The sequence below is a fragment of the Rhodopirellula sp. SH410 genome (genome assembly GCF_055811895.1).
Genome location: NZ_CM147949.1, coordinates 5,497,522 through 5,517,697 on the forward strand (window position 1 = coordinate 5,497,522; position 20,176 = coordinate 5,517,697).

Here is a 20,176-nt window from a genome sequence, read left to right on the forward strand (position 1 = left end):
CAAATCCGGCTAGGGGCTGGCCAGATCCTACGTCTTGGCGGCATGGATTGCAGGGCACCTCAGGCAACCACCCTCGGCCCCACGGAGAGGACGCTCCCGATCCAAAGCGATCGACGTCCTCTCTCTCACCGCCCTGGTGGGCACCACTGTTGATTACCGCGGTGCCAGCGACGATGATACGGATTCCTGTTTGGGGAAACGTCGACTCTCCCCATGATCCTACTCGTGTTTTCGGTTCGTCTGCTATGAAGTTCTTGGTTGCAATCGCTCTCGTTTTGCATTTCGGTCTGGCTGGTCACGGTGTCACCGCGGCGGAGTCTGACGCTGACGATCGCCAAGTCCACACGGATGTGCCGCAGGGTACGATTTCGTCGGGGGTGTTTGACCAGAGCGACATTTTTCCGGGCACGACACGTGATTACCGGGTGTACGTGCCTGCTCAATACGATCCCGAGAAGCCCGCGAGTTTGATGGTGTTCATGGATGGGCTGAACTACGCCAAACCCGATGGCGCGTTTCGCGTTCCCATCGTGTTTGACAATTTGATTGCCCAGGGAGCGATGCCCGTTACGGTCGCGGTGTTCGTCAATCCAGGCACGATCAAAGCCACCAAGCCGGGTGCCCGTAATCGCAGCAATCGCTCTTTTGAATACGACTCGCTAACGGATCGCTACGCGAACTTTTTGGTCGACGAGTTCCTGCCGGTGGCACTGCAGGGCATCGAGGTCTCGGACGATCCGCAGCAGCGAGCCGTGTGCGGAATTTCGTCGAGCGGAATCTGTGCTTGGACGGTCGCGTGGGAGAAGCCCGATCAGTTTGGCAAGGTGCTCAGCAACATCGGCAGCTTCACCAATATTCGTGGCGGTTGGGCCTACCCCGGTTTGATTCGCAAAACGAAGGACAACCCCAAACCGATCAAGGTCTATTTGCAAGACGGCAAGGACGATCTGAATAATCTGTTCGGGAACTGGCCGTTGGCGAATCATGACATGGCGGCGGCGTTGCGTTTCGCGGGTTATCAGAGCAAGCTCGTCTTTACCGAGGGTGGCCACTCCGCCAAGTATGGGGGCGTCGAGCTGCCGGCAGCCTTGCGTTGGCTGTGGGACGAGAATGCGCAAGGGGACGCACCGGAGAATCTGCAAACGAAACCAGCCTGGCAACCTGCCTCCGATGCGGTTCGCCATGACGATGTACCGCGTGGCGAACTGATCAAGATGCCGGTTTGGGAATCGAAGATTTTCGAAAACACGATTCGAGACTGGTGGGTTTATGTGCCCGCGCAGTATCGTGCCGAGGAGCCCGCGGCGCTGATGGTGTTCCAAGACGGCGAGCGACTGGGCGACGAAAAGGGACGCTGGCGCGTGCCAATCGTGTTCGACAACTTGATCGCACGGGGCGAGATGCCGCCGACGATCGCTGTGCTGATCAACCCGGGACACGACAAAAATCGCCAGCGTCTCAAGAACAAATCGTCCAACCGCAGCTTCGAGTACGACAGTCTGGGCGATCGTTACTCGCGTTTCTTGCTTGAAGAAATCTTGCCGGAGGTGGAACGGAAGTACAACATTTCCAACGACCCAGCGATGCGGGCGATCGGCGGATCGAGCTCGGGAGCGATCTGTGCCTTCACGGCCGCATGGGAACGCCCGGACAGTTTCTCGAAGGTCTACTCGAGTGTCGGCAGCTTCACGAATCTGCGGGGCGGAAATGTCTACCCGGCATTGGTACGCAAGACCGAACCGAAACCGATCCGCGTCTACATGGCTGATACGAGTGGAGATGTCGACAATGCGTTTGGCAGTTGGCCTTGGGCGAACCAACGGATGGCCTCGAGTTTGCAGTACATGGGATATGACTCTCGTTTCGATTGGGCCGAAGGTTACGCCCACAATGCGGACTACGGCAGTGCTCGGTTCCCCGACGCGATGCGGTGGTTGTGGCGAGATCAAGTTCACGTCCCTTCGATCGACACGCAGGATGACCTTCGTGGTGACCTGACACTGCTAAACCTGTTGATCCCGGGCGAGTCATGGGAGATCGTCGCCGACAAGGTTGGGTTTGCCGATGCGACCTGCACGGACGCCGATGGGAATTTCTACTATTCGGACATGCGGGCTCCAGCGATCTACCGCGTGCCGGCAGACAATGTCGGGGAACATCAAACGATCGCCCCTGTCGCCGTCAGCGGACTCGAGTTCGGACCCGACGGGACGTTGTACGGATGTCAGGGATCCGAAAAACGTGTGATCGCCATCAACACAGAGTCCGGCGAAATTCGTAGTGTGGCAGACGGGGTAGCTCCCAACGACCTCGCCGTGACGGGCGACGGGACCATCTTGATTACCGAAACGAAAGCGCAACAGGTAACTCGTATCGATCCGGCCACCGGCGAAAAGACCGCCGTCGACACTGGCATCACGCGTCCCAACGGGATTGTCCTGTCGCGGGATGGCGGAACACTGGTCGTTTCTGATTACGGCGGCGAGTTCACGTGGACATTCCGAGTGGCGGCGGATGCGTCTCTCGATGCCAAGGCGCCGACCATGACGATGCGTTTGCCGATCGATCCCGATGGGAAATTCGATTTTAACGAGCCGCCGCCCTACAAGAAGGCGTCGCTCGGGGACGGCTCTGCAGTCGACAAATCCAACCGTTACTACGTCACCAGCGCCGTGGGGATCACCATCTTCGATCCGACCGGACGGTTGTGTGGGGTGCTGCCCAGCCCGAACCCATCGAAGCCAGTGACCAGTTGCGTGTTGGCGGGACCGGGCCATGAGTATCTTTACGTCACCAATGGCGATGCCGTGTATCGTCGCCATCTCCAGGTTGCTCCTGAGACGCGTGATTGACCTTAACGATTGTATGGAATCGTGCGATCGCAATCACGATGGTTAGCGGTAATGCGCCGCGTTATTGACTGAATCCCTTCAATCCCGTCGGGATTCCGTCGATAGCACCTCATGTCGACCCTCTCCGGCGCGACAGCGCCTGCGGACTAGCACGACATCGACTTCCGGCTCAAGTGAAAACGAGCGGATCATATCGCGGGCAGCGAAATGATGAACGAGCTTGCTAATGGACGGCGAGATTCGTACATCCAAGACACGCCTCCCTGGAAGGATGCAGATCCATGACCGTTGCTTTGTACCGCTGCCGCAGCCTGGTTTTTGCGGCGTTTCCCGCGATCGCAATCGCTGGATTCCCCCTGACCCCAGTGAGTGCGCAGGGGATCAGCGAAACGGGTTTGCAAACTGTGCTTGTGCAGCCCCCCACACGGGAAACGGAGAGCGTTGCCGCTGCGTCCAATCCCAACTCTTCCGCTGACCCGCCCGAACTGCGCGAGCCCTCGGTAGACGATGGGATTGATCCAACGGGCCCGCAAGGAACGCAGTTCGACCAAACGAGGCCGACGCAGGAAGCCGAAATATCGGATCCCGCATGCCCGTCTGCTGAAACGGTCAAGAAAAAGCAAGCCGCGGCGATGGCGGCAATGAAGAATGCCTATGCCGGCGTGTTCTATGCGAATAACTTCTCTTACCTAGAAGATCCGTATTACAACGGTCCGAGGTATTTCTCGGACAACTTTAAGAACATGCACACCCGGTATGGCACCCTGAGTCTTGGGGGCGAGTCTCGATACCGTTACCACAACGAACACAATATGCGCGGCGTCGGCATTACGGGACGGGACGACACGTTCTGGCTCACTCGCAACCGCTTGTACGCGGACTGGCACATCAACGACACGTTTCGCCTCTACGCTGAAACACTCGATGCGAATTCCGGGGGCGAAACGTTTGGCCCACGGCCCATCGAAGAGAATGACTTCGACATCCAAAACCTGTTTGTCGATGTCAAACTTCTCGACGGACCCGACGGCACGTTGACGGCTCGGATCGGTCGCCAGGAATTGCTCTACGGGGCCCAACGCACCGTCTCGCCACTGGACTGGGCGAACACGCGGCGAACATTCCAAGGCGTCCGCGGCCTGTATCAGAAAGGCGACACGTCGATTGACGCATTCTGGACGGAGCTAGTGCGTGTCGATCCCAAGGGATCTGACGACGTCAGCTCGCAGGTTCAGTTCTACGGCACCTATTTGACGAAGCAGGATACGGCGGTCGGAACGTTGGAGTCTTACTACCTCGGGTCTGACAACCATATCATCGGGTTTAGCGAGCAAACGATCGGCAGCCGTGCCAGTGGAGCAACCGACAATGGCACGTTGTATGACTTTGAAGGTGCCTATCAGTTTGGTTCGGACGCAACCCCGGATCGACACTCTGCTGGATTCTTTACCGCCGGATTAGGGCGTACCGTTGAGACGAATTTCTTCAGTCCCACGATTTGGTGTCGCTGGGATCACGCCTCCGGTGAAAAGGACTTCAACGAAGTCGGAACGGGCGATGGAGGTTATGACCACCTCTATCCACTGGCTCACAAGTACCTGGGCTTCATGGACTTGTTCGGTCGCCGCAACCTGGACGATTTCAATGTGTTCGCACAGACTCCCGTGACCGAGAAGATCTCATTGATCCTGTGGTATCACTACTTCCAATTGGTGGAAGAGACCACTCCATACAGCGTCGTGATGACACCTTACAACACGACGACGCAGGCTCAATCGAAGGACCTGGGGCAAGAGATTGACGTGTTGGTTAACTATAATATCAACCCCCGCAACAACGTTCTCTTGGGGTATTCGTACTTCAATGCAGGCGACTATTATGACACGCCAGGGATCGGCCCCGCCGATGGCGAGAACAATGCGGACTTCTTCTACTTCCAGTACACGACCCGCTATTGATCGCGGAGCCCATCACGCCAAACCAAGTAGCCACGCTCGCCAGATCGTGGACTCCGCCGTCGCCGGACGGTAACTGCGATGGATGCGACGGAGTTGGATGCGACGGACTTGATCGTCTTACCGCCCCAGCACATTCGTTGAACGCGCATCGTGCCGCACCAGTTTGCGTACCGCGGTCCGCTGAGACCCCGGTTCAACGAGTGGTTTCGACCTGATGTGCTCAGTACTCTCCATTCGTCCCAAACATCTCCTGCTTCGAAGGTCGGGGTCGCTTGCGGACGGTATGGTCAGGTTCGCCGGTGACACGGTCGAATTCATCGGGGGTTCTCTTGCTAGGAAGATAGTCGCCGGTTTGTTTCGTCCACGCCGCCAGCGCGGATTGAAGTCGGGATTTGACCGAAGCGTAAGCGGGGTCGTCGATGACATTATTTTGTTCGCCAGGATCTCGCGGCAAGTCATAGAGTTCCCACTTGGGGCGGGGGGCGAGAAAGCAGGCTTGCTGTTGGGGAGTGAGTTTCCCTGCGGTTTGTAATTTCAACATGCCCTGCCATGACAAACCGCGGCCAGCGTCCGCCGACGGCGTCGCGGGCAGGTCGTCGTAGTCGTTTCGAATTAGCTTGAAACGCTCATCGACAACGCAGCGCGCATGATCTTCATAATCGTGCCAGTGGTCTTCTGCGAATGCGTATTGACGATAGGAGGTGGTGGGGTCATCGAGTACGGCGGCAAAACTCTTGCCATCGGTCTGTTTCGCAGCGGACTCCAGACCCGCGAGTTCCATCATCGTGGAGGCGATGTCCACCGAACTGACCAAGGCGTTGGTCACCTTGCCTGCCTCGACCTTGTCGGGCCAGCGAACGATCCATGGGGTGCGGATGCCGCCATCGTAAAGCGTCGTTTTGTCGCGTGGGAACGGGCGGCCATTGTCACTGATGAACAGCACCAGGGTGTTATCCGAAACGCCCTGCGACTCCAGTTCGCTCATCACCCGACCAACATAGCCGTCGAGTCTACCAATTTCATCATAATACAACCGCAGGTCCTCGCGGACGTCAGGCGTATCAGGCAAATGGTCCGGCACGATGACATCAGAGGCTTCGTGAGGCGGATCGAGAGCTCCAGCGTGATATTCACGGTGGGGGTCCAGCGACGCCAACCACAGGAAGAATGGTTTGGATCGGTCGCGTTGCTGCAGTGCGCGTTCCCAGTCCTCGCAACCGCTGGGTTGGTCGGCGATCATCTTCGCGGGCTCACCGTTCTTGCCCGATGGCAAGACGAAACCTGCGGTGGACGCTTCGTAGACTTTGTCAAACTGGTCACGGATGGCATCTCCCATGTGCCACTTGCCCGCCGCCGCGGTGTAGTAGCCGGACGCCTGCAGTTTGCCCACAAATGTTTCGGTGCCCGCCGGAATGGGCCAGTGCAGCTGTTCAGCACCGGTGTTGTGGGGATATTTGCCTGTAATCATGCTCGCTCGCGATGGGCTGCATGAGTTGGTTGTTAAATAGGCGTGCTCAAACCGCAAACCCTGGCTGGCGAGTTTGTCGATCTCGGGGGTGCGAATGGCGGGATGCCCATAGGCTCCGCAATCATTCCAGTTCATGTCATCGGCAATCATCAGAACCAGGTTAGGACGCGTCTGTTCAGCAGTCTCCTCGGCGACTGCACGGCCGTTTGGTACCCAAACCGCGAACAACGCCAGCAAGGCCATTTTCCAGCCCACGCGGCCTGCGGACGGGCTCGCACTGGATGACCCCGGGCAACGTTTTGACGGTCGTCGCACTGACGGTGCGCGAAGGATTTCGGGCAGGATGCCAACGGCATCCACGCTGCCGACGGGGGGGCGAGGTGACATCGAGTTCATCGGGGTGTTCATGGGATCAATGCGAATACGCAGGTCAGGCTAGGTTCATGGTCTCCCCACGCGGGGAACGCCCCCAGCTTACTCGGGAAACCGCGTGCCGATCGGGCCGCGATCTCAGCGGTGGACGCGCGGGGCGATGCCCACGCGATCAAACGAAAATATCCGCGTGGGTGTTTACCCGGCAACAGCCCCGAGGATAGCGACTTTTTGCTCCTCAAACGGGTTTGGAGCGTTGGAATCTGTGGGGGTTCGTCTCGAGGGTGCATGACAGGGTTTGTTAGGTAACTTTGGTTTTGGTCTTGCGATGGCGGAAGCCGTCGTTTCGCTGGCCTCGACGATGCCAGAAGGCGTCTCGGTCGTGCGTTTCGCTCAGGTCGTCCGCTTTGAGCTGCAGTAGTGGCTCAAGCGAATCGTCTCGCCAAAACTTTTCCGTCCCTTTGATCCGCTCGTTGATTTGCTTCTGAGCCGATTCCACGGGCGAGGTGGTCACTGGAAGTCCCGCACGCCGATAACGAGCATACTGCATCCGCGACGCGTTGTTGCTCAGGTAGGTGATGGCCCGACGCAGGTCTTCGGGAACATCTTCGTGACCGGCAGCTTGCTGTTGCATCGCCGTGATGACTCGATCGACATCACCGCTCCACGTCCACTCGAGCCACTGGATATACAACTGCCAGCCATCTTCGATCCGCCCGCAGGATGCGATCGCACCGCCGTAGACGTAAGCCAAGGCGTGCATGATGTCGACGATCGGCGTGTAGTGCGAGAAGTGACTCGACCACAGCGACCAGTTCACTTTCAAGCCGTCGCCCATGAAGGCTTTGATTTTGGCTTTGTTAAAACCACGCCGATACGCCTCGGCCGCCAACGCCAACCCGAGATGATCATATCCCAGTCGGGTCGCAACGATCGTTTGTACCAACGGATCACCGCCGCTCCAACGCTTGTGATCCTTGCGTGACGACTTGCTGTTTTGGCTGGCTGGTTCTGCCGAAGCTGATTGCTTTGATGACGGCTGGCTGTCACGCGATGGCTCACTCTCAGGTTCGCCTGAATCACTTGATGAACCGCTGCTGCGATGGATTTCATTCACTTTGGGAATAATCCACAGCGGATCTTTCAAACATTCTGGGACCTCGGGGTGAGGGTCCACGTCCGATGGCCTGGACTGATACGTTTGCAGCACGCCGGCCTGAGTCTCTCGCCACCAACGGTGCTTTTTGTCGCTCGGTTTGTCCTGCCCCCAAAGCGAATCGCGAATCTGAGCACGACCGCCGTCACCCTGTATCACTGCGGCACGTCCGCTCCAATCATTTGCTGGTGCATCGTGGCTTTGGCCGTGCTGTTGCTCGGGGATGCTCGCGGCGGTGTAGCGATCAATGCTTTGTTGCTGTTCGCCGAGTCGTTCGTTGCCGATGCGAATGGCGATCCGCTGACATTGCTTGGAAGAGATGGTCAGTTCAGCGAGGTCTCGCAGGTTGCGACTGGCCACCGCATAGGAACGGTCTCTCGCTGCGGCGATGGTAACTTTCTGTAGGACTGCGGGCGTTTGCTCGATGTCGATGTCACACTGCAATGTTCTCATCTGAGGGAAAAAAATCGAGGCGGCAAGCCTCGCAATGAGATACGTCGGTTTTGAATTTCACTTGGCCTCGTCTACTTTGCAGCGAGCGATGCTGAGCCTTTTTCGGTGTCATTTCCATACCGCATTTGGGACAGGCGGTCACCGGATCGGCCTCTCGAGACTGCTTGGCGAGCAGTTCGCTCATGACGATTTGCGTGACCCGGTCGACTTCCTCGATGGTCCGTTGCTCGATCGTCATCAAGTTGGCGTTGGCGAGATCGGGAATCCCGCCACCATCGATGAGCCGCTGCATGACGAGGTCAGCGATTTGTTGGGCGGTGGGTGTGGCTGATGCCGATTCCATGGCGATTCCCTCGAAAAGTGTTCTCTAAAGCTCCCAGCCTTCCCGGCTGCACGCCGCAAAGTGTAATTCATATCCAAATTCAAGCCGACCCCAATCCCAGCCGCAAACCCTGTCATGCACCCCGTCTCGATCAATTGCAATACTGGGGTGGCGGACCAAGCACGAAAATGCGTAACAGGGGGGCAATCGTTCTCCACTGCTCTTTGCCGCATCGCCGCATTGCCGCTTTTGACTGTTTGCCGTATGAAATCGACGTCTTTCCACCTGCTAGCACTGTTGTTCCTGACCAGCAGTGTTCTGCTGACTCAGACTGGCTGCCTTGGCTTGCTCAGCAATCTGATGCACGCCGTCGGGGCCGACCGCATCCCACCTGAATATGATGGGTTCAAAGAGTCCAAAGTCGCGATCGTCACGATGACCGACCAGAGTCAATACAGTGACGATGTGGCCGCTCGTTTGCTGACTCGCAAAGTCAGCGACATCCTGTCGATGGAGGTCAAGGAAATCAAGTTGGTGCATGACGAAGCCATCCAACAGTGGCGAGATACGCACGGTTGGGAGACGATCGACTATCTGGAAATGGGCAAAGACATCAAAGCGGACAGATTGCTGGCCATTGAGATGACGGATATGCGTTTGCGTGACGGGGCGACACTGTATCGCGGACGCGCCGCAATCATGTTGACGGTTTACGACATCGAAGCGGAAAAGGTCGTCTTTCGCAAGGAAATCGACGAGTTTACGTACCCCGTTCAGGCTGGGCAGTACACGAGCGAAACCACCGAGACCAAATTTCGCAAGCTCTTTCTCACGATGCTGGCCAGGCAGATCGGCCGCACGTTCCACTCCTACGACTTTGCCGATACCGTGGCCCTCGACGCGTCCCTGGCGAGTCAGTAAACACCTCGCTTAGAAACGAGCGGAAAATTACTGTCTGAAACTGTGGTCGAACGCTCCGCGGTCGATCATTCCGACCGCGGAGCGGCCGACTATTCCGACCGCGGAGCGTTCGGCCACTCATTTTCCGCTCGTTCCTTTGCGGGAGCACTTCCGCGATCCGCGTCAGAAAACCAGTCGTGTAGTCGACAACGCACGAGCGATTGGGAACAATAAGCGGATCCATTTCCTAGCTTCCTTTCCCAGAATTTTCTCGCATGACAAATACGGCTCGCCACGAACTCGTCGTCTTGGGCGGCGGTCCCGCCGGTTATGTCGCCGCCATCCGCGCTGCTCAGCTCGGCATCGACGTCGCCTGTATTGATGAAAACTCACGATTTGGTGGCACCTGCGTGCGTGTGGGCTGTATTCCCAGCAAAGCGCTGCTCGAGTCGAGCCACCTCTACGAGGAGGCCCAACACCGATTGAGCGATCACGGCGTCAAAGTCAAAGGCGTTGAGCTCGAACTCGACGTGATGATGGCCCGCAAAGAAAAAATCGTCGACACGCTGACCGGTGGCATCGACATGCTGTTCAAAAAGCGTGGGGTCACTGCCTACCTTGGACGTGGAAAGCTGCAATCCGCCGAAACGATCGAGTTGATCCCTTCGGCAGGGGCTGATCCAAACCAGCCCAAGGTGATCGAAGCCGACCAGATTTTGCTCTGCCCAGGCAGCATTCCAGCGCGTTTACCCTCGATCGAAGAAGACGGCGAGCGGATCGGCAACAGCACGACGGCGCTGTCGTTCCCCGAGGTCCCTGAAGTCCTCGTCGTGATTGGCGGCGGATACATCGGCCTGGAATTGGGCAGCGTTTGGAATCGATTGGGCAGCCGCGTGATCGTCCTCGAGGCGCTCGACCACGTGCTCCCCGGACTCGACAGCGAGATGGCGAACCTCGCCCATCGCGCTTTCAAGAAACAGGGAATCGAGTTCCGCACCAGCACCTTGGTGGCGTCGGCCCGCGTCGATACCTCCCAGTCCAAACCCTGCACGGTCGAAATTCAGGGTGGCGAGCCGATTTACTGCGATCGCGTGCTATTGGCCACCGGACGCTGGCCAGCCACCGATGACCTGGGCTTAGCGGCCACGGGCGTTAAAACGGATCGCCGCGGATTTATCGAAGTCAATGAGGACTTTCAAACGAACGTCCCGGGCGTCTATGCCATCGGCGACTGCATCGGTGGTGCGATGCTCGCTCACAAGGCCATGGAGGAAGGCATCGTATGCGTCGAACGCATGGCGGGCATCGCGGCTGAGATGAATTACGACGTGATTCCTGCGGTGGTATACACGCATCCCGAAATCGCCATGGTGGGACAAACCGAACAACAGCTCAAAGAGGCTGGCATCGCCTACAAGAAAGGCGTCTGCCCACTTGGGGCCAACGGTCGCGCCCGCACTCTCGGCGATACCGATGGACGCGTGAAAATCCTGGCGGACGAGGAAACCGATCGCGTGCTCGGCGTGCATATTATCGGCCCCCGAGCAGGCGACTTGATCGCCGAAGCCGCCGCGGCGATGGAGTTTGGCGCCAGTAGCGAGGACATCGCTCGGACCTGTCACGCCCACCCCACACTTTCGGAGGCCGTGCACGAAGCTGCCCTCGACGTCGACGACCGAGCGATCCATACCGCCTAGAGAGAGCGATTCGTTTCTGGCTCTCCCCCCCCGTCTCCCCACGCTCCCCCTCCACTCCCCATGCCTTCCTGCAGCGACGATCCCGGCGTGCCCAGCGACGAACCGATGTTCATCATCGGATGGCGGGAATGGGTGGGGTTGCCGGAACTCGGAGTGGGACGTGTGAAAGCGAAGATCGATACGGGCGCTCGTTCCAGCTCCATCCATGCCTTTGACGTCGAAACCTACGTCGACAACGAAATCGAACGCGTGCGATTCTCGATTCATCCGGTGCAAAATCGAGATGATGTCTTTATCAATGCAGACGTGCCCATCCTCGAGCGGCGGCACGTTCGCAGCAGCAATGGCGACGCGGCCGAGCGAATCGTTATTCGCACGCCCCTGGCTATCTTGCAGCGGCGCGTGATGGTCGATTTGACGCTCGCGAATCGAGATGCGATGGGGTTTCGCATGTTGGTGGGACGTGAGGCGATTCGCAAACGTTTTCTCGTCGATGCCGCTGCATCCTTCTTGGCCGGACGCCGGCCACGCCGAAAGAAATCATAGTTGATCGCAAAGCATGAATGGAACAATCGTTCCATTCATATTTGTTTTGCTCGTTGCAGGGGCCCCGATGGAGCCTCACGCCAGGACGCTGGCAGTCGCCCACGGCTAAACGCTCTGATCGCTTTCGTGATTCCCGCCGTTGGTCCCCGGCGATCCCTATTTCCGTTTCGGTTGTGACGAGGATGCCCGTGACGGCGGCGTGTGCACCTTGAGCACCGGAACGTCTTCGGAGGCCACCAGTGAGCCTGTTCCTTCCGTGGTGACGTCCGAGACACCGCTCTCGGCAACATCGGTTTGCCAGGCGGTGACGGGGTCTCCGTTAACGCTCACGCGAAGACCGTCTTGGGATGGTTCCGCCGTGAAGCCAACACGGGGCTTGAAGAATTTGCCCAATGGACTGACCAGTAGTGCCGGCAGCAGGATCAGGTCGCCGATCAACGCCGCCGCCAGCATGACCAACATCAGCGTTCCGAAACGCTGGGTGGGTGTGAACGTGGACAAGGCGAACACAAACAGTCCGAGTCCACCGACGATCGTGGTCTGGGTCATCGCCGGGCCGACTTTGCGGTAGGTCTCGATCACGGCGTCGTAACGGGACTTGCCTTCCTCGAGGAACTGCCGATACCAACTTAGAAAGTGAATCGTATCGTCGACGGCCACACCCATGGCTACTGATGCGGTCATCATCGTGCCGATGTCGACCGCGATCCCGCAGAGTCCCATCAGCCCGAAGATCAGGACAACCGGAAACAGGTTGGGGACCATCGAAATCATGCCCGCCACAATCCCGTCGAATAGGTTTCGTGCCTCGAGCCACTGCGATGGGAAACTGCCTGGATTGAGCAGCACGACCATGACCAGTCCGATCAAGACGAACGCCATCATGATGGATTCAACCAGGCTGCCGAGCAATGTCCGCTGAGCCTTGTAGACCACCGGCACCACCCCGGTGAAGACGACTTGAGGCGAGACCGCCTCTTGAACGTCAAAAACCGGGACCTGGCGATCGCCTTGCGTGAAGCGGACAGCGTTCGGGTTGACGTGGTCCAGGGGCGTTGCGGGGACCGCGACAATGCTTTTGCCAATCGGTTGGGCCGCGATTTCGTCCGCGTGAATGACGGTCTTGGCAGACGCCAGCCACTCCGACGACTCAGACGCGGGGCCTAGATGCAGAGGTTTGTTTCCATCACGTAGGCTTGCTAGGGATGACTCAATCCCACCGACCCAGACCACGGCATCGAAGCCGCTGACGTAGCGTTCCCATTTCGGATCGCCCGGCTTCATGTTTCTTTCCGGGTCCCGGGGATCACCCCATACCGGATTCTTGATGCTTTCGTTGCCGAGCAGTTCGTGGAGCGTGCTGAGGAAGATGGCAGATTCGTTCACCGTGCCATCCTCATTAAGGAGGTTGGCGTCGGCCAGGTTTTTCACCGGGTTACTGCCCACGACGAGCACACGCTGTTTTCCGGTCAGCCCCCCCTCGGATTCGCTCAACGCGGTCAGCAAGACCGCGCGTGTCCGATAGGCTTCGAGCACCGGTGCGACAACGTCGCGAAGATCGTTGATAAACAATCCGTAGTCATTGTCCGACAGAGCGCTGACACGCAGGCTCAGACGCCACATCTCGCTGCCCTTGAGCGGCCCATAGTCTTCAATCTTGACGTAGTCGCTGGCCAACAGTTCGTCCTTGGCCGCGGTCAGTCGCCGATTCATTTGGCTGCGGACGACGCTGTACCCATTGTCTACGCCCGGCAGCGGTGGCAGGAACGTGTCCATGCTCGATGCTTGACCGACCTCCCCACTTCCCTCCTCTCCCAACGTGCGAGTGACGGCGACGCGAATGCGACTGACCGCCTCGATGCGTTCCAGCAGAGTGAGCGCAATCGGGTCCGCGGGGGTGGAGCGATCGTCGTCACCCGTTTCGTCGGCAGCGGTGCGTTCGAGGTTCCCGTCCGGTCCGCTGGTTGACGGCTTTCCTTCGAGCTGCAACTCAGCCGGCATCCGGACGACGATTTCCATGGGCACGAGTTTGCCAAAATTATCTTCCAACCAGGCGTAGTCGCGTAGAATTCTCGCGTCCGCATCGAATAATTTCAGCAATTGCACGGAGGTGCGGATGTTCAGTAGACCGAACGATGCGACGACCATCACACCGATACAGGTCAGCGCCACCAGGCGGTAATGGCCGACGATGAAGCGGCCAAAGGCGGCCCACCATGCTGCCAATTCGAGCTGGGTGGTGACAGGAAAAGCAGCGTCCGCTTCGGACGCCGTGGCTGCGGGCGCCAGTGCCTCTGATTTGCCTTTCTTGCGTTTCTTTTCGTCGGAGAATTGGGGCGCGAAAACCTCGAGCGCCGCCGGCAAGTAGGTGAATAGAATCCCGAGCGTCGCAACCACACCGACTGCAGAATACAAGCCAAAGTTGCTGATCGGTTTCAGGTTGCTGGTATACAACGATCCGAGACCGATGGCGGTCGTGACGGCCGCGAGCGTGCACGGCAGCAACGCGTGTCGCAGAGCGCGATCGGCCGCGCCCCGTTGCCCACCCACGCGAACCTCGTCGCGGTAGTAGTTGATCACGTGAATCGCGCCAGAGAGACCGAGCACATATACGAGCGCCGGCATGCTCAGCAGAATGGCATCAACGTGTCCGCCCGTCCAACCCACCATCGCTAAGGCCAACATCGCTGCGGAACCACCGACAACGAACAGCATCACGGTGACTTTGATACTGCGGAAACAAAAATACGAGAGTGCCACGCCGATCAGGATGCAGTACCCGATCAACCGTACCAACGTCACGGTGCCCTCTTCATCGATCGCAATATTATCGATGGGCGGCCCCCCCATTCGTAGCGGCGGCATCCCGTCGACGCTCACGGGAGGCTCACGGTTGAATGGCGGCGGCGCCGTCGAGGGCGGCGATGGCGGATGGACTCCGCTCTGCTCGGCCAACGTCAACAGCCGCCCCTGCGGGCTGCCCAGCGTGCCACGTCCGATCGCGTACGCCAAATTGTCCTTGGCGAGACTCGTCAGCGTGACGAGCAAGCACGTCAGTCGTGGTGGCGGCTCGAGCTCCATGGCATCGAATACGGCATACCACGCCTCGGTCTGGATGGGCGTGATCGATGTCGCAATGCGGTCGACGTCGCCCTCGAATCGCTCGTCGGCGAATTCTTGCAAGGCACGCGGCACGATCTCCTCGTAACCGACGGGTAACTGATCTCGCCGTTCGACGGGCAGCGCTGCAGCGAAACTCTCGGCCGTCCAGTCAAATTGAGGCGGCACGGCGGGGGCAAATAGGCTGCCGGTGAGACGCTCCATGGCGCGGCGCCGGGCCACGCGTGCCCTCAACTCCGGCGCCGTGGTATCGACCGGCCACAACGCACCACCTTCGGCGGACAACTCACCCACAATCGTGGCACCGGTTTGCACGGTTTCAAATAGTGGTGCACACAGCAGCGCAGGATCGTTGTAGAACGCGTTGATCTTGTTGGGCGTCGACGGCTCTCCAAACGCCGTGACCAATTGCCCCTTCAGCTCGTACAACCCCAGAGATTTCTTGATCGAGCGGAACAATCCCGCAGGGCCATTGCTGGCTTCCTCCCAGCGATAAAGTCGTCCATCGGGGGTGATGAAGAACCACGTCCCGTCCGCGGAGGCGACCCATTTCTCATCCTGACCGCCCCAATTATCGAGACTCTTGCCGGGCGGCAGTAACTTCAGTTCTTCACCGAGTTCGCGGGCACGCACCCGAGCACGACGCTCGGCGAGCGACAATCCGGTGGCTTCGCCAGCGTTTGCGTCTAGCATCTTGGAGCGAAAATCGGCCGATTCGTACAGCAATTTGCTCTCGAGCAAATGCAGACGTTGGTCGCCGACGGTACAGCCCGGCCAAGTCGCTAAAACGAAGCTTTCGCCAGCAAAGTGCTCCGCGAACCAATCCAGTTCGGCGGTTTCAGGGAAATCGCTCGGCAACCAGTCTTTGATGTCGTTTTCTTTGTTTTGCAGCCCCATGCGGGCAGCCCGAAACGCGGACGGCAAAATGAAGAAAAATGCCATCAGCACCAACAACGCGACGCTGGTGCCCCAAGGGCCGGGGCGTTCTAAAATGGAACGCGAGGAAGAATTCGAGTTCATACGCGGCAGTGCAGCGGTAAGATGGAATTGCGGAGCAACCGACTCATGGATCGACAAACAGCACAAGCTACCGCGAATCCGCTCGCAAAACCATTGCCATATCTCCCAACGTTGCTGAAATCAGCGAAGCGATCAGTCGGTCAGGCCGATCGGGAAAAACAGCCAGGTCAGGCAAAATACGCAGATCAGGAAAACTGGTTGGTTGCCGCTGTCGTCGTCCGACGGTGCCACCCGCTCAACCTACGGGTTTTCTCCAGGGAATACCGGGCCAGCGGCGTGCCCCGGCGGGGTGATGTGTCAGTCAAATCTCGGCCAGCATTGGCGAGCCGGATGCAGGTCCGGCATCAAAAAACGTACACCCGCCGGGTCACTGACGCGTCTTGCCTTACCGGTTGGTCTCTCCCACGCCCTGCCCCTGGCCCTGGCCTGGCCCACGCCCACGCCCCGCTACGAAAACATGCGAAGCATATTTCAGCGTGATTTTTTTCTGGGGAGGGGCGGTCATTATGTTCGCCAGAGCGAGGGCGGTGGCGTTCCTTGCGAGGTTCCACGCTCGAGCGAGGGCAGCTCCCCAGGCGTGTCACGGTGTTCGGCGCTGCGGCATCCGACGCACGTACCGCGACAACAATCTCGCCACGGATCCGAATGTACGCACCGACGCTCGCGTCCGCGGCTGCGTGATGACGTCGCGCATGATGGCCCAGGCAGCGGCCATCGGAGAACGATCAAAATCATCGAGCACTTCGATCAGGTGCTCGTTCCAGGGCTCACGCCGTCGCCCTAACTGCGAAGCCGCAGCGAGACGTGGCGACAGAGTGCCTTCGAGCTTCTCCCGGATACGTTCGTTCTCCTGCTGGAACCGATTCTCAGCGGCGTTCGCTTTCGAGGTTTCCACCATCGTTTTGGATTGGTCGTGCAAGCGAAACATCGCGCCGATACGGGGCGAGTACTGCACCCGGGGATGTTCGCTGAGGTATCGCACGATCAAATCCCAATCGAATCCATAGTTCAACGTGCGGTCGATACCGCCGCAACGACGTAGGGTTTCCATGCGAAACCATAATCCCGGTTGGCTGAACGAATATCGATCACATCGCAGCATCGCGATCGCAGATAGATTTCGGTTCACCATCGTGGTATCGCTATCCGTCGGCGGGCGCCCTTGGGCGTCTTCCACGGCGACGTTGAAGGCGTACAAATCATCCGCTCGATCGAACTGGCGGGCCAACTCCCGAAGTGTTCCCGGAGCGAGTCGATCGTCGGAATTGATCCAGTTGAACAACTCACCCGTCGCCCGATCGAGCCCCTTGCAAATTGCATCGGACTGCCCGTCATCGGGTTCACGGATGAGGTGCGTGATGTGGTCGGCATAGTGATCGAGGACCTCGCCGCTGCAATCGGTACTGCCGCCATCGACAACGATGTATTCCAAATTCGGATAGTCCTGCAGCAACACCGAGCGAATCGTTTCCTCCAGAAACACGCCTTGATTGTAGCTGGGGGTCACCACTGTAATGCGCGGCCACGTCGGGGTGAGAGTCTCGACGGCGCGAGTTTCGATGGAGGGGGGGCCCTCAGTATCCCATGGCCACCCGTGGGCATCATGCAGCGGCGTGGGGAGTTCAGACTTCACGGTGCACCTCCCAGAAAGGACAGCAAAGACTCGAAATGCTTTTCGAATTCAAATTGATCATGGTAGGTTTTCATGGCTCGCGAGCGGTACTTCGCATGATCGGCCAAGATCGTTTGCACGGCGTCGGCGACGTCTTCGACTCGATCGACGCCGATGCCGCATTGATGTTCCTTGAGCACGCGGGCGATGCTCGGATTGTCGACACTGATGACTGGCACGCCACACCGCAGGTAATGTGAAAGTTTACCCGAGGCACCGGCCAGCAACTGAAAGTTGGGTCCGAGCGTGCTGTCGTAAATCACGACGCCCACGTCGGCGGACGCCATCAAGTCATCGAGTTCGTCGTAGGGCACCGGCGTTGTCGAGATCAAGACTCGCCCCTCGCCGCTGGCCACAATGTCTCGGTAAAAATGCGTTTGCAGATCGATCGGCGTATGACTGTGAAAGATCAACGTGCTATCGGCGGGCCAGCCTGCTGCCGCTGCGGCAAGATCGCTCGAACGCATCCCTTCGCAGATGGAACCGGCATGCAAGATCACTCGCACCGATTGGTCCAAATCAAATTGCCGATGAAAACGATCTCGGGATAAATCCTGTGAGACCTGCCCACGCGGCGAGTTCGGAATCAGGAGGGTCGGTACGTCCCAGGCTCGGTTTTCGTCGCACAACGCCTGTTGCCGTTCGGAGTCTTGGATGACGAGCACGCTCGCCGCTCGGTGATCGGCTCGCTCGCCCCGTTTGGTCCGACGCCAGGCCGGTGACCAGAAATCCCGCAGGAACATGATCTCCAGTGACCAGTACACCAGCGGCACTCGCTGTTGGGCTGCGAGTGGTCGAGCAGCGGCCAAGCCCAGCATGTCGACGCCGATCACCGCGTCGTAACGTCGACCTTGGGTTGCGCGTGCCACCCCCTCTACGAAACGCCGGCGGGCCATCCATGCGGAGGGATGCAACTCGGCGCTGATTGCTTGGGTTCGATCTCGCACCGCCTCCAGAAACAACGCGAGCGGCTCGGGCAGGGCATGTCGAACTCGAGACTTCCACGTCACGGTGTCGCAGGCGGGCGGCGCCTCCGACGGCATGGACTCACTGCGGTCTTGACGTGAACCGATGCCGCTAGCCGCGGGGGCTGCAGGGGAAAAAACGCGCGCGGAACTTCCCGCTGGCGCCGTCGGCTCATGCGATCCTTCCCCCAAACCAATCCGCAGCAATGACACATGCTTGCCAAGTTGCGGTGGCTGGGCGAAATCGGCGTCCGTATCCCGCATCACGATATCCACATCCCAACCCTGCTCATCGAGCAGCCGCGCAGCGTTGATCAAGCTCGGCGCGCAGCCGAGGTATGTTTCATAAAAGACAATCGCAATCCGTCGGCGAGTTTCGGGCGGTGGCACTGTATTGAAATCCATTCGAGCCAGTATAAGCAGGTGGGCGGCTATCGATCCGATTCATATCAGATTCAATCGAAGTGAAAAACGTCTGTGATTATTGAAATCGTCACTCACTGCTCGATCGACCTGGCTATCCTGAGGCTGCGGTCGAGTGGGTCTGGAAGCCCATTCGATAATTATCACTTTGTTCAACGGATCTGATGCGATGGTTGAGAAGAAGATGGGGATGCTTCAAAAACACGCTCTGCGACTGGGCCTGCACATGGTTGTGATTGCCGTGTTGATCGATGCCGGTTCAGCATCGGCGGCGGTTTTCGCCGATTTTTCAGCGGCGCGGAATGATCGGTTTGTGGTGGGCGATCCGGCCGACCCCGACCCTCTCAATCCAACTTTCTTTCTCGACGAGACTCTGATCACGGGCGTCGGATTGACGCAGGCGGTGTTGATCACGCCACAGCATTTCCTCACCGCCACGCATGTCGGGATGCCCAACCCGACGTTCGTGGCCGCCGATGGAACCCGTCACTCCTACGTGGCCGAATCGCGAACGATTTTGCAGACGACGCTGACCTCGGACTTTTTATTGGATAACGGCACCGTCTTGCTCGCCGGGACCGTGCATGCGAGCGACTTGGCGCTGGTCCGGCTGGCCAGCCCGATATCGCCTGCCGACGGAATCGATCCATTGCCGCTTTTTGGAGGTGACCCTGCCTCGTTGGTGGGGCGCAATGTCAATTTGTTCGTACAAAACAATCAAGCAGGCGCTGATACCGCGGATGTCGTACTGCCGATTGAACTCAATACGGGAGCCATCACCGAGGCGGTCGCGTATCGCTACGACAATCCCGGGGGACTGCCCGCTTCGAATGAGTTGTATTTTACGGGCGGTGATTCAGGCCGCGCGTCAGTGACGGAAATCAATGGCCAGATGGTCGTCGTCGGCACGCACATGGGTGTTGGGACGGACGGCCTCACCGGTGACTACTACAGCATCGACAGTTTTGCGTTGCCGTATCTGGACCAAATCCAAGCCGTCGTCGCCCTTGACGGTTTCCGGGTGGGCGTCGTTGCGGTTCCCGAACCAGGAGTGACGTGGCTGATGGGGTTGGTCGCTTTGTTTTTTGCGTACCGGGTGAAGAAGCAAGCCGCTGCCGACTCGCGAAAACCTGTCCGCACAGCAGGCTGAGCCGGGACGAAGAATCTCTTCGATCGAACTCCGGCGAAGTCATCAGCCAACGCGTTCAATTGGCTGAAAAAGAGATCGTCAACGATGACTGGCGGTACCGTG

Annotated in this window: 13 protein-coding genes; 6 read left to right on the forward strand and 7 right to left on the reverse strand. The window is 58.7% G+C overall.

Annotation, left to right across the window (positions count from 1 at the left end; all coding sequences use genetic code 11):
- Positions 1-245 precede the first annotated feature (245 nt).
- A complete protein-coding gene (locus tag SH410x_RS20000; RefSeq protein ID WP_473670259.1) occupies positions 246-2,852 on the forward strand; it encodes an alpha/beta hydrolase-fold protein in 2,607 nt (868 codons plus the stop codon).
- Positions 2,853-3,133: 281 nt separating this feature from the next.
- Positions 3,134-4,810 (forward strand): alginate export family protein, encoded by a 1,677-nt coding sequence (locus SH410x_RS20005; protein WP_473670261.1) that lies wholly within the window; start codon positions 3,134-3,136, stop codon positions 4,808-4,810.
- Here SH410x_RS20005 and SH410x_RS20010 read toward each other — a convergent pair.
- The 4 genes from SH410x_RS20010 to SH410x_RS20025 all read right to left on the reverse strand — a co-directional run bounded on the left by SH410x_RS20010 (position 4,804) and on the right by SH410x_RS20025 (position 8,602).
- The gene (locus SH410x_RS20010) at positions 4,804-4,959 is read right to left on the reverse strand and encodes a hypothetical protein (RefSeq protein WP_473670262.1); all 156 of its coding nucleotides are present in this window, start codon (positions 4,957-4,959) and stop codon (positions 4,804-4,806) included. The genes SH410x_RS20005 and SH410x_RS20010 overlap by 7 nt on opposite strands.
- 71 nt (positions 4,960-5,030) lie before the next feature.
- Positions 5,031-6,665 carry a sulfatase family protein gene (locus SH410x_RS20015; protein WP_473670263.1) on the reverse strand — a complete coding sequence of 545 codons (1,635 nt, stop codon included), beginning with the start codon at positions 6,663-6,665 and terminating at the stop codon, positions 5,031-5,033.
- A gap of 286 nt (positions 6,666-6,951) precedes the next feature.
- Positions 6,952-8,259, reverse strand: coding sequence for a hypothetical protein (locus SH410x_RS20020; RefSeq protein ID WP_473670264.1), 1,308 nt, complete (start codon positions 8,257-8,259; stop codon positions 6,952-6,954).
- Positions 8,240-8,602, reverse strand: a complete 363-nt coding sequence (locus SH410x_RS20025; protein WP_473670265.1) for a hypothetical protein — start codon at positions 8,600-8,602, stop codon at positions 8,240-8,242. The genes SH410x_RS20020 and SH410x_RS20025 overlap by 20 nt, the downstream gene beginning before the upstream one ends.
- Positions 8,603-8,845: 243 nt before the next feature.
- On the opposite strand from SH410x_RS20025, the gene SH410x_RS20030 reads away from it, so the two are divergent.
- The 3 genes from SH410x_RS20030 to SH410x_RS20040 all read left to right on the forward strand — a co-directional run bounded on the left by SH410x_RS20030 (position 8,846) and on the right by SH410x_RS20040 (position 11,724).
- Positions 8,846-9,502 carry a hypothetical protein gene (locus SH410x_RS20030; RefSeq protein WP_473670266.1) on the forward strand — a complete coding sequence of 219 codons (657 nt, stop codon included), beginning with the start codon at positions 8,846-8,848 and terminating at the stop codon, positions 9,500-9,502.
- Between the two features lie 254 nt (positions 9,503-9,756).
- A complete protein-coding gene (lpdA, locus tag SH410x_RS20035) occupies positions 9,757-11,178 on the forward strand; it encodes a dihydrolipoyl dehydrogenase (RefSeq protein WP_473670267.1) in 1,422 nt (473 codons plus the stop codon).
- A gap of 60 nt (positions 11,179-11,238) precedes the next feature.
- Entirely contained in the window at positions 11,239-11,724 is a 486-nt protein-coding gene (locus SH410x_RS20040) for an ATP-dependent zinc protease family protein (RefSeq protein WP_473670268.1), read from the forward strand.
- 156 nt (positions 11,725-11,880) lie between these two features.
- On the opposite strand, the gene SH410x_RS20045 is transcribed toward SH410x_RS20040, so the two are convergent.
- The 3 genes from SH410x_RS20045 to SH410x_RS20055 all read right to left on the reverse strand — a co-directional run bounded on the left by SH410x_RS20045 (position 11,881) and on the right by SH410x_RS20055 (position 18,906).
- A complete protein-coding gene (locus SH410x_RS20045; RefSeq protein WP_473670269.1) occupies positions 11,881-15,864 on the reverse strand; it encodes an efflux RND transporter permease subunit in 3,984 nt (1,327 codons plus the stop codon).
- Between the two features lie 580 nt (positions 15,865-16,444).
- Entirely contained in the window at positions 16,445-17,497 is a 1,053-nt protein-coding gene (locus tag SH410x_RS20050; RefSeq protein ID WP_473670270.1) for a glycosyltransferase family 2 protein, read from the reverse strand.
- Positions 17,494-18,906, reverse strand: a complete 1,413-nt coding sequence (locus SH410x_RS20055) for a glycosyltransferase (protein WP_473670271.1) — start codon at positions 18,904-18,906, stop codon at positions 17,494-17,496. Before SH410x_RS20055 ends, SH410x_RS20050 begins: the two co-directional genes overlap by 4 nt.
- A 166-nt stretch (positions 18,907-19,072) precedes the next feature.
- Here SH410x_RS20055 and SH410x_RS20060 point away from each other — a divergent pair, with 166 nt between their 5' ends.
- Positions 19,073-20,074 (forward strand): PEP-CTERM sorting domain-containing protein, encoded by a 1,002-nt coding sequence (locus SH410x_RS20060; RefSeq protein ID WP_473670272.1) that lies wholly within the window; start codon positions 19,073-19,075, stop codon positions 20,072-20,074.
- Positions 20,075-20,176 lie beyond the last annotated feature (102 nt).